This is a genomic window from Bacteriovorax sp. BAL6_X (assembly GCF_000443995.1).
Classification (GTDB): Bacteria; Bdellovibrionota; Bacteriovoracia; order Bacteriovoracales; family Bacteriovoracaceae; genus Halobacteriovorax_A.
In genome coordinates, this window is sequence record NZ_AUMC01000010.1 from 1 (window position 1) to 13,778 (window position 13,778).

13 protein-coding genes and 2 rRNA genes are annotated in these 13,778 nt (G+C 36.6%); all 15 read left to right on the top strand.

Annotation, left to right across the window (positions count from 1 at the left end; translation table 11 throughout):
- A 23S ribosomal RNA gene (locus M902_RS10530) occupies nucleotides 1-825 on the top strand; the annotation flags it as partial.
- 114 nt (nucleotides 826-939) lie between these two features.
- Nucleotides 940-1,056, top strand: a 5S ribosomal RNA gene (gene rrf, locus M902_RS10535).
- Nucleotides 1,057-1,204: 148 nt separating this feature from the next.
- The gene (locus M902_RS16045; RefSeq protein WP_021268009.1) at nucleotides 1,205-3,649 is read left to right on the top strand and encodes a DNA translocase FtsK; all 2,445 of its coding nucleotides are present in this window, start codon (nucleotides 1,205-1,207) and stop codon (nucleotides 3,647-3,649) included.
- Nucleotides 3,650-3,834: 185 nt separating this feature from the next.
- Complete coding sequence (rpsB, locus tag M902_RS10545; protein ID WP_021268438.1) at nucleotides 3,835-4,614, top strand: 30S ribosomal protein S2; 780 nt, start codon at nucleotides 3,835-3,837, stop codon at nucleotides 4,612-4,614.
- A gap of 26 nt (nucleotides 4,615-4,640) precedes the next feature.
- On the top strand, nucleotides 4,641-5,525 hold the full coding sequence (gene tsf / locus M902_RS10550; protein WP_021268363.1) for a translation elongation factor Ts: 885 nt from the start codon (nucleotides 4,641-4,643) through the stop codon (nucleotides 5,523-5,525).
- 78 nt (nucleotides 5,526-5,603) lie between these two features.
- Nucleotides 5,604-6,311 carry a UMP kinase gene (gene pyrH, locus M902_RS10555; RefSeq protein WP_021268728.1) on the top strand — a complete coding sequence of 236 codons (708 nt, stop codon included), beginning with the start codon at nucleotides 5,604-5,606 and terminating at the stop codon, nucleotides 6,309-6,311.
- Nucleotides 6,312-6,328: 17 nt separating this feature from the next.
- Nucleotides 6,329-6,886 carry a ribosome recycling factor gene (gene frr / locus M902_RS10560; protein WP_021268360.1) on the top strand — a complete coding sequence of 186 codons (558 nt, stop codon included), beginning with the start codon at nucleotides 6,329-6,331 and terminating at the stop codon, nucleotides 6,884-6,886.
- Nucleotides 6,887-6,901: 15 nt separating this feature from the next.
- The gene (gene uppS / locus M902_RS10565; RefSeq protein ID WP_021268667.1) at nucleotides 6,902-7,657 is read left to right on the top strand and encodes a polyprenyl diphosphate synthase; all 756 of its coding nucleotides are present in this window, start codon (nucleotides 6,902-6,904) and stop codon (nucleotides 7,655-7,657) included.
- Between the two features lie 11 nt (nucleotides 7,658-7,668).
- Nucleotides 7,669-8,487: a phosphatidate cytidylyltransferase gene (locus M902_RS16050; protein ID WP_021268267.1), complete on the top strand. Its 819-nt coding sequence runs from the start codon at nucleotides 7,669-7,671 to the stop codon at nucleotides 8,485-8,487.
- Nucleotides 8,488-8,495: 8 nt separating this feature from the next.
- Nucleotides 8,496-10,046 carry an RIP metalloprotease RseP gene (gene rseP, locus M902_RS10575; protein WP_021267838.1) on the top strand — a complete coding sequence of 517 codons (1,551 nt, stop codon included), beginning with the start codon at nucleotides 8,496-8,498 and terminating at the stop codon, nucleotides 10,044-10,046.
- Entirely contained in the window at nucleotides 10,046-10,642 is a 597-nt protein-coding gene (locus M902_RS10580) for a hypothetical protein (protein ID WP_021267968.1), read from the top strand. Before rseP ends, M902_RS10580 begins: the two co-directional genes overlap by 1 nt.
- A gap of 177 nt (nucleotides 10,643-10,819) precedes the next feature.
- Nucleotides 10,820-11,266 (top strand): hypothetical protein, encoded by a 447-nt coding sequence (locus M902_RS10585; RefSeq protein WP_021268110.1) that lies wholly within the window; start codon nucleotides 10,820-10,822, stop codon nucleotides 11,264-11,266.
- A gap of 13 nt (nucleotides 11,267-11,279) precedes the next feature.
- Nucleotides 11,280-12,041 (top strand): CDP-diacylglycerol--serine O-phosphatidyltransferase, encoded by a 762-nt coding sequence (pssA, locus tag M902_RS10590; RefSeq protein ID WP_021268157.1) that lies wholly within the window; start codon nucleotides 11,280-11,282, stop codon nucleotides 12,039-12,041.
- Nucleotides 12,022-12,996 carry a hypothetical protein gene (locus M902_RS10595; protein ID WP_021268422.1) on the top strand — a complete coding sequence of 325 codons (975 nt, stop codon included), beginning with the start codon at nucleotides 12,022-12,024 and terminating at the stop codon, nucleotides 12,994-12,996. Before pssA ends, M902_RS10595 begins: the two co-directional genes overlap by 20 nt.
- Entirely contained in the window at nucleotides 12,983-13,747 is a 765-nt protein-coding gene (truA, locus tag M902_RS10600) for a tRNA pseudouridine(38-40) synthase TruA (RefSeq protein ID WP_021268029.1), read from the top strand. Before M902_RS10595 ends, truA begins: the two co-directional genes overlap by 14 nt.
- The last annotated feature ends 31 nt before the right edge of the window (nucleotides 13,748-13,778 follow it).

The following is a 13,778-nucleotide window of genomic DNA, read 5'->3' on the forward strand; positions in this document are numbered from 1 at the left end:
ACCCCGTGAACCTTTACTGTAGCTTGACATTGGCTTTTGAATAGTAATGCGTAGGATAGGTGGGAGCTGTTGAGGCGTGCGTTCCGGCGTACGATTAGGCATCCTTGAAATACCACCCTTTGCTATTTGAAATCCTAACCTACCATCGTAATCCGGTGGGGGGACAATGTCTGGTGGGCAGTTTGACTGGGGCGGTCGCCTCCTAAAGAGTAACGGAGGCGCACAAAGGTTCCCTCAGGCCGCATGGAAACCGGCTGTAGAGTGTAAACGCATAAGGGAGCTTGACTGCAACACAAACAAGTGGAGCAGGGTCGAAAGACGGTGTTAGTGATCCGGTGGTTCCGAGTGGAAGGGCCATCGCTCAACGGATAAAAGGTACTCCGGGGATAACAGGCTGATCTCCCCCAAGAGTTCACATCGACGGGGAGGTTTGGCACCTCGATGTCGGCTCATCGCATCCTGGGGCTGGAGCAGGTCCCAAGGGTTAGACTGTTCGTCTATTAAAGCGGTACGCGAGCTGGGTTCAGAACGTCGTGAGACAGTTCGGTCTCTATCCTCCGTGGGCGTAAGAAATTTGAGTGAATCTGACCTTAGTACGAGAGGACCGGGTTGGACGAACCTATGGTGTATCGGTTGTGACGCCAGTTGCATTGCCGAGTAGCTAAGTTCGGAAGGGATAACCGCTGAAAGCATCTAAGTGGGAAGCCCATCATGAGATAAGATTTCTATAAGACAGCTTGTAGACTACGAGCTTGATAGGTCGCATGTGTAAGCGCAGTAATGTGTTGAGCTGAGCGATACTAATTAGTCTTTTTGCTTTATTTAACTTTTACTTTTAAGTTCACTTCTATTTGATATTGTTTTTTAAGTGTGAAAATATCGCTTAATAGACTTGCAAAGGTCGAAAAAAAGAATTAAATATACCAAGAATTAAATTTTTGGTGTGTCGATAGCGGCGGGGAAACACCTGATACCATCCCGAACTCAGCAGTTAAGCCCGCTTGCGCCGAAGGTAGTGCCAGGGTAACTTGGTGTGAGACTAGGAAGACGCACCTTCTATATAAAAAGCCAGATCTTATGATCTGGCTTTTTTTGTTTGTGGCCATAAATTCTTTTAAAAATCATTATTTGTTTTTGTCTTGCTTCTAGAAGGGTTTTCGGCCTTTTCTTTTGCCTTTACTTACATTTCATATACAATAGATATATGAAGAAAAATATCCTTAAAACTCAACTAGTTATCCTATTTATCTTAACTTTATTCTCTTTTATTTCTTTCTATTTTGGAAATGATTTACCGGATAATTACTTTACGATTACATCAGATAACTCGGGAAATATTTTAAGTTACTATTTCTTCTCACTGATTAAGTTTGGTTCTTATTTTAGTGGTCCTTGGGTTCTGATTCCTTTTTTTGTATTTTCTCTTTGCCATACATTCATTTATGACAAGCGTGAATATATGGTTGATGTCTTAAACTTTTTTCCATTAGTCTTCTTCTCTGGGACTGTATCATTTTTCTTTTTTCATGATGCACTTGGGATAGGCTTACAATATATTTTAAAGAACGCTTTTACTTCACTTTGGTTAGGGATCTATACAGGCGTTGCTTTTGGCCTGTTTCTATTTGGTACATTTAGAGGTGGATTTAAAGAATGTATTATTAAGGCTTTTAATTTTACGAAAGCTGTTCCCGCTAAAACTATACAGATAAAGCAAACATTAGCTGCTCCTTTTGAGAAGAAAAAGCCTGTTGCTCAAATTGAACACGACAACAGTCTTCGTAAAAGAATGGATAGTATTCTCAAAGATGATAAGAAAAAAGAAGAAGATAAGAAAGAAAGTTCTCTCTTTGCTTCACTTAATAAGATAAAGCCACAAAATATTTTAAAAACAAAGACAACAGCTGAAGAAGTATCAGTTGATGAAGATGATGATATTGAAGATGCTGTAATTAAACCTCAGATAACTCGTCCTACATTCGATGAATCTAATACAGTAGTTAAAAGTTCTCAAGAAAATGCTGATGCTTTAAAGACGAGTGATGAAAATAATAAACAATCTGAAGAAGCTGTAGAGAGAGAGCCTCAAGTTAAAAAGATTCTTGTTACAGCTCCTCTTAATCGTATGGCCGATACATCTACTGATAATCAATACTTTAATATTGTCGATACTGCTACTGAAGCAACAATTGAAAAAGTTTCAAATGAACCTGATAAGGCCTACTTTGAACAAATCATTACTCTCTTGGAGTCAAAGCTTACAGAGTTTAAAATTGAAGGTGAAATTGTAAACGTATTAAAAGGTCCAGTTGTTGATACTTTCGAGTTTAGACCTGGAGCTGGTGTTAAGGTTTCGAAAATTGCAGGTCTCGCTGATGATTTATCTCTAGCTCTTTATGGGGCTCCTATTCGTGTTGTTCCTGCCATGATGGGTAAGGATACTGTCGGTGTTGAAGTACCAAGAAATCCTCGTGATATCATATATTTAGATGAAGTGTTGAGCTCTAAAGAGTTTCAGAATGCTAAGTATTCACTTCCAATTGCTATGGGTAAGAACGCTTTTGGTGAATCTTTTGTTATTGATTTAGCGACGTGTCCACACATGCTAGTTGCTGGTGCAACTGGTGCTGGTAAGTCAGTATTCATTAACTCACTTCTTGTTTCACTACTAGTTAAGAAGTCACCTAAGAAAATGAAGCTCATACTTATTGACCCTAAACAGCTAGAAATGGCACTTTATGCAAAACTTCCACACTTGTTAATGCCTGTTGTAACTGATGCTAAAACTGCATCAATAGCGCTTCTTTGGGCCTGTCAGGAAATGGATCGTCGCTATGGAATTCTTGCTGACTTTGGTGTTCGAAACATTTCTGGCTTCAATGAAAAGCTTAAAAGAGCGACTCCAGAAATGCTTGCTAAAATTCACCATCACTATGAAGACACAACTGCTGAAGATTATGAGCTACCTTATATTGTAATTATTGTTGATGAATTTGCTGACCTTGTATTAACTAAAGCAGGGAAAGAGATTGAAAATAATATTGCTCGTATCGCTGCCAAGGCCCGTGCTGCAGGTATTCACCTTGTTCTTGCAACACAAAGACCTTCTGTTGACGTTATTACAGGTGTTATTAAGTCAAACTTTCCGACACGTGTTGCCTTTAGGGTATCTTCACGTACCGACTCAAGTACGATTCTTGATAAAATTGGTGCTGAAAGACTACTTGGTAAAGGGGATATGCTTTATAAACATGGTATTAACACTCAACGTGTTCACTCTTCATATGTCGATGAAGTAGAAATTGAGGCCCTAACGCAGAAGCTAGAGGCCCTTGATTCTGGTTTTGATGAAAAAGCAATGGAATTTCTTGAGAATGGTGGAGAAGTTGAAACAGATGAATACTCATATGGTTCACATATCACACCAGCATCTTCATCAAATTCAGGTGATGCACTTTATGATGAAGCCGTAAAGGTTGTTATGGAATCTCGCTCAGCATCAGCATCTATGTTACAGAGAAGATTAAGAATTGGTTATAATAGAGCAGCAAATCTTATTGAGGAACTTGAAAAACGTGGGGTTGTAGGTCCTGCTCAGGGAGCTAAGCCGCGTCGCGTTCTCGTTGATGGAAACTCACCAACACTATAATTAAAAGGCCCTTTCTTTCAGTAAGTTAGGGCCAATAATTCCTCTAAAAATATTACAAAAAAATATTGAATCCGCAGTGTCATCGTGTTAAAAATGCACCATCGCAATATCGCGAAATAAACAGCTGCTCGAAGGGTTGGTCCATTCGGTTCGAGTCAGTGTATTTAACCAACTGTGGAGTTCGTATGTCAGAATTAAACATTAATGATCTTTTAAAAGCAGGTGCACACTTTGGTCACCAGACTCACAAGTGGAATCCTAAGATGAAGCCATATGTATTTGGTGAAAGAAACGGGATCTATATTGTTGACCTTGCTAAAACTATTCCTTTAGCAAAAAAAGCTTATGACTTCCTAAAGAAGACTTCTTCTGAAGGTAAGCCAATTCTTTTCGTAGCTACAAAAAGACAAGCTTCTGAAACTGTTAAGACTGCTGCTAAGTCATGTGGTGCATATTATGTAACTAACAGATGGCTAGGTGGGATGCTTACAAACTACAAAACAATCAACCTTTCAATCGATAAGCTAAGAAAAGTTGAGAAAATGAAAGAAACAGGTGACTTCGAGTTACTAACTAAGAAAGAAAGAATTAAAGTTGGTAAAGAAGTTGAAAAGCTAGAGAAAAACCTTGGTGGTATCAAGGATATGAGAAAGCTTCCAGGTGCAATCGTTGTTGTTGATCCAAACAATGAAAGAATTGCTGTTAAAGAAGCTAATAAGCTAGGTATTCCTGTTGTTGCAATCGTTGATACTAACTGTGACCCAGAAGGTGTTGACTACGTTGTTCCTGGTAACGACGATGCAATCAAGTCGATCACTCTTTTCTCTGATTACTTCGCAGGTGCTATCGCTGGTAGCGCAAGCAAAGCTAAAGCAGCTGGTAACCAAGTTACTGATAAAGCTCTAGAAGAAGAAATTCTTTCTAAGTATGAAAAAGACATCGATTTAGCTGGTGAAGAAGAATAATTAATAATTAATTAGCGAGGTAAAAAATGGCTATTACGGCAAGTGCTGTTAAAGAATTAAGAGAAAAAACTGGTGCAGGTATGATGGACTGTAAGAAAGCTCTTACAGAAACTAATGGTGACCTAGAGGCAGCAGTAGATTTCCTAAGAACTAAAGGTCTAGCAAAAGCTGCTAAGAAAGCAAGCCGTGTTGCTGCTGAAGGTACAGTTGTATCTGTAGTAGAAGGTAACAAGGGTGTTATTCTTGAAGTTAACTGTGAAACTGACTTTGTTGCTAAAGGTGACGATTTCCAAGGTTTCGCAAGTAATGTTGCTGCTTGGACTCTTTCAAATAAGCCAGCTTCTATTGAAGAACTTAAAGATGCTAAGAATGCTGAAACAACTGAACTTACTATGAAATGTGGTGAGAAAATCGACCTAAGAAGATTTGCTGCAGTTGAAACAACAGGCGTTCTTGGTTCATATAACCACGGTGGAAAAATTGGTGTTCTAGTTGAGCTAGGAACTGATAAGACTGATGCTCCTGAAATTGCGGAACTTGCAAAAGATATCGCAATGCACGTTGCAGCGGCTAACCCATCTTTCTTAACTTCAGATGATATTGACGAAGATTACAAAAAGAGAGAGGAAGAAGTTTACCGTGCACAACTTAAAGAAGAGGGTAAGCCTGAAAACATGATCGATCAGATCGTTAAAGGTAAACTTGGAAAACTTGCTAAAGAAGTATGTCTAATTGAGCAAGTATTCATTAAGAACCCAGACTTTACTATCAAGAAGCTTGTTGCTGACGTAGCTGGTAAAGTTGGTGGTGACATTACTGTTAAAGCTTTCCATAAAATCAACCTTGGTGAAGGGATTGAGAAGAAAGAAGACAACTTAGCTGAAGAAGTTGCTAAGATGACTCAACAGTAAAATTAATTACTAAATATAAGAAAGGGCTTTTTTAAGCCCTTTTTTTTTGCAATTTGATTGTAGTGTTATTGGGGACATATGAAATATAAAAGAATACTATTAAAACTTTCTGGTGAGGCCTTAGCTGGTGAAGCTGGTTATGGTGTAACTCACGATGTTCTTAACCAAATTTCTGAAGAGGTTAAAGAACTAGTAGCAATGGGTGTAGAAGTTGCTATCGTTGTTGGTGGTGGAAATATTCACCGTGGTGTAGCGGGAGCGACAAGAGGTATGGATCGTACTTCTTCAGATCATATGGGAATGTTGGCGACTGTCATAAATGCACTTGCAATGCAAGATTCTCTTGAGCAAAAAGGTGTATTTACGAGAGTAATGTCGGCTATTAATATGCAAGAGGTATGTGAGCCATATATCAGACGCCGTGCAGAGAGGCACCTTGAAAAGAAGCGTGTTGTTATTTTCGCAGCAGGTACGGGAAATCCTTACTTTACGACAGATACGGCCGCGGCCCTAAGAGCAAATGAAATTGATGCACAGGTAATTTTTAAAGCGACAAAAGTTGACGGAATCTATGATAAAGATCCTATGAAATATGATGACGCAGTCAAGTTTGATCAATTAAAATATATCGATGTATTAAATAAAGGAATCAAGGTAATGGATTCTGCTGCTATCTCACTTTGTATGGATAATGAGATGGAAATTGTGGTATTTAATATGTTTGAAAAAGGTAATATTGCAAAGGCCGTAGCAGGCGAGAGCATTGGAACTAAAGTAATTAAATAATTTATAAGAGGTATATTATGATTAATGAAATTAAATCATCATTAGAAACTGGTATGTCAAAGTCAATTGATTCACTAAAGCATCAATTAACAAAAATTAGAACTGGTCGAGCATCAGCTTCTGTATTAGATGGTGTTACTGTAGATTACTATGGTTCTCCAACTCCAGTTAATCAAGTTGGGCAGGTTTCAACTCCTGAAGCAAGGCTTCTTCAAATTCAACCATTTGATAAAACTCTTATCAGTGAAATTGAAAAATCAATCATCAATGCAAACTTAGGGCTTAACCCATCAAATGACGGTAATCTAATTAGAATTGCATTCCCTGCACTTACTGAACAAACAAGAAAAGAGCAGGTAAAAGAAATTAAAAAGATTGGTGAAGATAGTAAAATCGCAATTCGTAACGCTCGTCGTGACGGAAATGAACTTGTAAAGAAAGCTGAAAAAGCAAAAGAAATTTCTGAAGATGATTCAAAGAAGTTTCAAACTGAAATTCAGACTGTAACAGATAAGTATACAAAGCAAGTAGATGAGATCATTGCAGCAAAAGAGAAAGAACTTCTAACTCTTTAATCTTTACTTGAATAAATGATGAACTTTCAAACGTCTAAATTAAAACATGTTGCAATTATTATGGATGGCAATGGGCGCTGGGCACAGAACCGCGCTCATCGTCGTGTATGGGGACATGTGCGTGGAAGTTCTGTTGTTAGTGATGTTGTACAAAAAGCTGACGACATGGGAATTAAGGCCCTGACTCTTTATGCTTTCTCTACTGAGAACTGGGGCCGCCCACCTTCTGAAATTAGAACTCTTTTTCTTCTTTTAAAGAAATTTCTTATTAAAGAGAGAACGAGGGTTTTAAAAAATAATATTAAGTTCAATATTATTGGTGATATTTCAAAACTTCCTAAAGATACAATTGAAATTATTAATCGACTAAAAGATGAGTCGAAAGATAATACTGGTTTAAAACTTACTTTTGCATTTGGTTATGGTGGACGCGCTGAAATTATTAGTGCTGTAAACAAACTAATTGCTGAGGATATTGAAGTTACTGAGGAAAATATTTCTCAGGCCCTTCACGCCCCTGAATTAGGTGATGTTGATCTAATGATTAGAACTGGGGGAGATCAAAGAATCTCAAACTTTCTTTTATGGCAAATTGCATACGGTGAATTATATTTCACGGAAACGATGTGGCCAAATTTCACATGTAAAGAATTTGAAAATATTATTTATGAAGTCGAAAAACGCGAAAGACGTTTTGGGCAAGTTTGTGAAACTGAATCACTGGCCGCTTCAAAAAATAAGATTAGAAAGAATATTAGATTAATAAATTAAACGGACTTAAAATGACAAATACTCAAAAAAGAGTCCTATCTGCCATTGTAATGATAGGTATCGTCGCATTAGCATATTCAATTGGAGTTGTTGGTATTGAGGCCCTTCTAATTGTTGTTAGTGCAGCTTGCTTCTATGAATTCGCAAAAAACTTTCTTTCCCTCAAGGTAACAAGTATTTTTACACTTATTAACTTTGTTCTTTTACTTGGAATACAGTTTTGGGCGATGAATAACAATCACTTATTTGATGGACTTCTTATTCCTTCTATTGGGTGCTTTTTAAATCTTGTTCTAATTGGCTACTTGTTCATTTCTCCAATGGACTCGATGAATTTTGTTAATCTTCTAAAACGAGTAACAATTTTAAGCATGGTAATATTCTTGATTCCATTTCTTAATCTTCATTCACTTCTTAATCGTGCCAATTGGCAAGCTCTTGTAATTATTCTATTAGTATTTAACTTTGGTATGGATACTGGTGCTTGGTTTTTTGGAAAGAACTTTGGAAAGACGAAGCTGTGGCCGACTGTAAGCCCTAATAAGACTGTTGAAGGTTTAATTGGCGGGGCCACAACATCAGGCCTATTGGGAACTTTAGTATGGTATTATTTAATAGGTGATTTTGCGGTAAAATATATACTGATCTTTTTTATTTTAGGTATTTTGAGTCAAGTTGGTGACTTAATTCAGTCTAAGTTGAAAAGACAAATAGGTGTAAAAGATAGCTCGAACTTAATTCCTGGGCACGGTGGAGTTTACGATCGAATTGATAGTCTTCTCTTTGTTATACCGTTTTACACACTATTATTGAGTTACAAGATTTTATAAGGATTAGTATGTTAGAGAAAATTATTATATTTATTTTATTTTTAGGTCCTCTCGTATTTTTTCATGAGCTAGGGCATTTTTTATTTGCAAGACTCTTTGGTGTAAGAGTTGAAGTCTTTTCAATTGGTTTTGGTCCAAAATTATTTAGATGGAAAAAAGGTGATACTGAGTATGCCATCTCTTTAATTCCTCTTGGTGGATATGTGAAGATGTTTGGAGATGATCCATTTAACAAAGATGGTATCTCTGAAGAAGAAAAGAAGTTTTCTTTTATTCATAAGAAAAAGTGGCAAAGATTTTGGATTGTTTTTGGAGGTCCACTTGCTAACTTTATTCTTGCATTCTTTATCTTCTTTGCTCTTTTCTTAACAGGTGAAAAAGTTCCAGAAATTAAAATTGGAAATGTTGCCAAAGAGACACGTTTTTATAAGTTAGGCTTTAGAAGTGGCGACATTGTTAATAAAGTTAATGAACATCTGGTAACTTCTCCAAGTGATATCGTACTGGAGAGTGATGGCCACATTAGTTCTTTAACTGTTGTGCGCCTTGGTCGTAAAGAAGTTGTGAAGGTTGATATGAAGCCTGAACAATTCTTTGAAGAAATGGTGAAGTATCCTCCATTCTTACTACTCCCAATTGTTAAATCAGCAGATGGTAATCTATTTATTGTTTCTAAAGGCAATAAACCAAATACTGACTATAGCTTAGAAGAATTGGCCATTGAAGCTGGGCACCTCGATCTATTTCCTGTGAAGTCTATCGATAGTGAAACAAGTCAGCCGATATTTGATAAGGAAGCTAAGGCCGTTGCACACTTAGATGTAACGAATGGACTTAAGCACGCTCTTTTTACTCATAACTACTTTCCTATGGACTTAGTTGTTAAAAGTGTTCAAATGAAGTCTCCTGCAGATAAGGCAGGTCTTTTGGCCGGAGATATTATTACTTCGGTAAATGGAAAAGAAGTTAACTCATTTGATGAGTTAAGAGGTGAGATCCAAGAAAATGAAGGTCAAGCTTCACTAAAAGTTATAAGAAAGGGTGAGGTTAAAGAGTTTAACATTACTCCTGACGTTAGAACTGAAAATGGAAAAACTGTTAAGCTAATTGGTGTTTACAGCCACGGTATTTATGCCGCTGGTAAATATGTTACAACTGAGCCAATGAATTTCTTCAAAGCTATTCCAAGAAGTTTATATCGTACATGGGATGGCGTTGTTAAAACATTTGAAGGTTTTAAAAAACTAATTACAGCGGAAGTTTCATTAAAGAATATTGGTGGGCCACTAACTATAGGTAAAGTTGCTTCAGATTCTTTCAATACTTCAATTTCTTATTTTTTCCAGTTGATGGCGTTAATTTCTATCAACCTTGGTGTTATTAACTTATTCCCAATTCCTGTATTAGATGGTGGGCATATTGTCTTTCTAATTTTAGAGGCCATTAATGGTGGTCCACTATCAAGAAGAAAATTAGAGATTGCTCAGCAATTTGGTCTTTCAATTCTTCTACTACTAATGATTGGGGCGTTGTTTAACGATTTTACGCGATTCTTCTAATGATTTACTTATTTATTGATACATCACATCTTCTCCACTTTGGAATTTTAGACGAAAACTTCTCTTGGATTGAAGATGTTGTTGTTGAAACAAAAAAGACTTCTGAAGTTCTTCATGAAAATATTCACTCTCTACTTTCAAAGCACGGCCTTGATGTGAGTCATATTAAAGGCCTAATCTCAATTGCTGGCCCTGGCTCGTATACCGGAATGAGAGTGGGAGAGGGATTTGCTCAAGTTTTTGAGCTAGATGATATTGAAGTTTTCTCATTTTATAGCTCTGATATTCCAAGTATTCTTGGACAGGATTCGACTCATTGGATGTTTCCTGCATTTAAGAAAGAGTATTATATTCGTACAAATGAGGAAGAGAAGCTTCTATCACAAACTGAATTTGATGCATTTTACTCGGGTATTGTGGATAAGTCACAATTATATACTCATGGTGTAAATGAGCTTTCTGCGTATTGTGAAGGAGATACTCGTGATGTACTTCGCAAGAATCCCGGACCGGTTTTTAGAAAAGTTGTAAGTGAAAGAATGAGGCAGAGGCCTTATTATTTTCGTCCTCTTCATGTCGAATTTAAAAAGTCTTAGTATGACATGTCAGTTGAATATTGATAAATTATTAAAGTGAAAATATTTTATCTATCTAAGTCCACAATCAACTTTATTATAGTAGTAGCATTTCTGTTATTACTATTATTCGGCTTTTACTTATTTTTGATTTACCTTGTAATTGTAGGTGTATTTCTATTCCTTTTTAGAAGGAAATTGAGCTCATTTAAAGAAGATCAAGTAACTACTCGTGGATCAATTTATGCTCCTGTAACAGGGAAAGTTATTGGTATTAGTAAAATATCTGATAACGTTTCTGAGCTATCAATTAGAATGGGACTATTGAGTGGATTTGGGATATATTTACCAATTTCGGCGAGAGTAGATAACGTTGTTTTTAATGATAAAGACTTTGGTACAAAAGTTACCTTAGAAGACTCTAATGATAGAAAGATTAGACTATTTTTTATAAATTCATTTTTTAAACGTGATCCAGAGCTAATTGTATTACCAGGGGATCTTGGAAGAAGACAAGTTGACATTGGTTTCTATCCATTTGGTGCTACTGTTAAGATGCAAGTTGAAAACTCTGAACCCCTTGTGGCCATGAATGAAAAGGTTAGGGGCGGAGAAACAATCATAGGTCGCTATTTAGAAGAATAAGAAGGAAATTCAAATGACAAGATATGACGGACAACCACATAAGCTAACTTTTTTCTTACCAAATGTTTTTACAGCATTAAATATGGGATGTGGATTTGCCTCAATTATTATGGCAACAAAGGGTATGTTCTATCCTGCTTGTATGATTCTACTACTGGGTGCAATCTTTGATAGTGTTGACGGAAGAATTGCTCGCCTTACAGGGACTCAGTCTCAATTTGGTGAACAATTTGACTCTATTAGTGATGTTATCTCTTTTGGTATGGCACCGGCCTTAATTATTTACTTTAAGTATTTTCAAAATCTTGGAAGACCAGGAGTTGTTATCTCGTTTTTGTATCTACTATGTGGTGCTCTAAGACTTGCAAGATTTAATGCAAATATTAATAAGGTACCATCTAATTACTTCCAAGGGCTTCCAATTCCTGGAGGCGCCTTAGCGATTATTGGCTTTATTATGGTGACACTAGAGTTCAACTTTGGTGAGTATCAGAGCTATTATGCAGCGGCATACGTGATTTTCTATTCCCTACTAATGATCTCAAATATTCCGTTTAATTCATTTAAAAATTCGGATTATGTAAGAAAAAATCGCCGCAAGGTTCTTGCGATGATTCTTCTCATTCTAGTATTAATCCTTATTTACGAGCAACTGATGATTTTTGTGCTGATTACTGCCTATGTTGTTGGATGTTTAGTGTATAATATTTTTAGTAAGGATACTAAAGTTGAATTATTCGACTGGGAAGAAAAAGATGAAGAAAGCGAGTCTTAAAAAATTCTTAATTTGTACATTATTAGTTGTTGGTGGGAATAGTTTTTCTGTTGATTTTAATCAACCTCTTCCTGGAGAGTTAGATTCATCTTCTTCTCCTTATGAAAATGATAATGATAGAAGTGAGGAGGAAGATAAGAATTCTATTCCAGATATCTTTGGTTCAACTCCTCAGCAGTATACAGATGAAGAGCTTAAAAATGCTGTAATGAGTTCTCAAGATAAGGAGTGGTTAAAAACGGCCACTGATGAAGATTCAATTTTAAGAGATCCAAGCCCAAACTCATATGTTGAGTATAAGACTGAAGATTTATTAAAAAATACTTATCAACAATCTGATTCTCAAATTGGTTTTACGTATATCTACGATACTTACGATTATTCAGATAGTACGGGAACTTTCGAATCAACATTTCAAAATGATGACTCAGAAGCTGACTCGATTCAGGCAGGTTATCTTACATTTAATTATCGAAGTTATTTTCAAAGAAATATTGTCTCGACCTTCTTTCAAGGAAATCTTGGTGTTTCTTTTAACTCTGGAAAGGGGAAGTTTGGAGGCGGATCAATTTCTAGAACTACATTTAATCTATGGTTATTCCCAATCGATTTGAATCTTGGTGCAAAGTTAAACTTTGGAAAAAAAGTTTCTATTACTGCCCAAGGTGGGCCAGTAATTGCTCCTATTTGGCAAAATAGAGATGACCGTGAACAAGGTGATGATGACAAGGATATACGCCAAGTTGGTTATGGTTATAATGCCTCAGCTTCAATAGACTTTTCGATTTATAATATCTTTCCAAGTTTTGGAATGGACTTGAAAAAATTTAGTGATGTTAGTGAAATGAGTATTAGTCTTATGGCCAAGACAATGGATATTTCAGGATTTAAAAGAGAGGACTTTAGCGTAAGCGGAGTTTCTTTTGGTATAGGCTTTAACTTTGAGTATCTATAAAGTTACGTTTTCTTACGATGGAACAGATTACTTTGGATGGCAGAAGCAGATTGGCCAGCAAAGTATCCAAGGTGAAATTGAAAAAGTTTTAAAACAATTATCTAAGTCTGATGATATACAAGTTGTTGGTTGCGGAAGAACTGATACAGGCGTTCACGCAATTTCTCAAGTTACTCGTGTAACTCTTCCAATTGAAATTGATCCAAAAGCACTTATGCGTGCGCTTAATAGTCAATTACCTGAAGCAATAAAAGTTTTAGACTCTGAATATGCACCTGACGATTTTCAACCAGTTTTTAACGCTGAGAGTAAGACATATCGATATGTATTCTCAATCAAGAAACAGCCTAATCCTTACTTAAGGAATTATGTAACTTATCTTGGAAATGATTTGGAGTTAGATAAGTTAAATGAAGCATGTCAGCTATTTATCGGTGAGCATGATTTTGAGGGCTTTTCTACGAAAGGAACACCTGTTAAGTCGACAATTCGCAAGGTGACAAGCTGCTATGTATTTGAAAGTGAAATGAGTTATGGGCCAGGGCTTAAAGAAAATGTCTTTATTATGGAAATAACTGGTAACGGCTTCTTAAAGCAGATGGTTCGCTTAATTGTTTCTAGTATCTGGTCGTACGCTCAAGGAAAGATTTCAAGAGAAGTTATTGTGGGCCAGTTGACAACTCCGAGTGTTAAAAAGGTTGCTCCGACAGCACCACCACAGGGCCTATTTTTGGTTAAGGTAGAGTATTAGGCCATTTGAAACCCCTTATATTCATTGACTT

Bases quoted from the DNA above. Each gene is read 5' to 3' on its own strand.
- M902_RS16045 (WP_021268009.1), top strand. From the start codon at position 1,205: ATGAAGAAAAATATCCTTAAAACTCAACTAGTTATCCTATTTATCTTA.
- rpsB (WP_021268438.1), top strand. From the start codon at position 3,835: ATGTCAGAATTAAACATTAATGATCTTTTAAAAGCAGGTGCACACTTT.
- tsf (WP_021268363.1), top strand. From the start codon at position 4,641: ATGGCTATTACGGCAAGTGCTGTTAAAGAATTAAGAGAAAAAACTGGT.
- pyrH (WP_021268728.1), top strand. From the start codon at position 5,604: ATGAAATATAAAAGAATACTATTAAAACTTTCTGGTGAGGCCTTAGCT.
- frr (WP_021268360.1), top strand. From the start codon at position 6,329: ATGATTAATGAAATTAAATCATCATTAGAAACTGGTATGTCAAAGTCA.
- uppS (WP_021268667.1), top strand. From the start codon at position 6,902: ATGATGAACTTTCAAACGTCTAAATTAAAACATGTTGCAATTATTATG.
- M902_RS16050 (WP_021268267.1), top strand. From the start codon at position 7,669: ATGACAAATACTCAAAAAAGAGTCCTATCTGCCATTGTAATGATAGGT.
- rseP (WP_021267838.1), top strand. From the start codon at position 8,496: ATGTTAGAGAAAATTATTATATTTATTTTATTTTTAGGTCCTCTCGTA.
- M902_RS10580 (WP_021267968.1), top strand. From the start codon at position 10,046: ATGATTTACTTATTTATTGATACATCACATCTTCTCCACTTTGGAATT.
- pssA (WP_021268157.1), top strand. From the start codon at position 11,280: ATGACAAGATATGACGGACAACCACATAAGCTAACTTTTTTCTTACCA.
- M902_RS10595 (WP_021268422.1), top strand. From the start codon at position 12,022: ATGAAGAAAGCGAGTCTTAAAAAATTCTTAATTTGTACATTATTAGTT.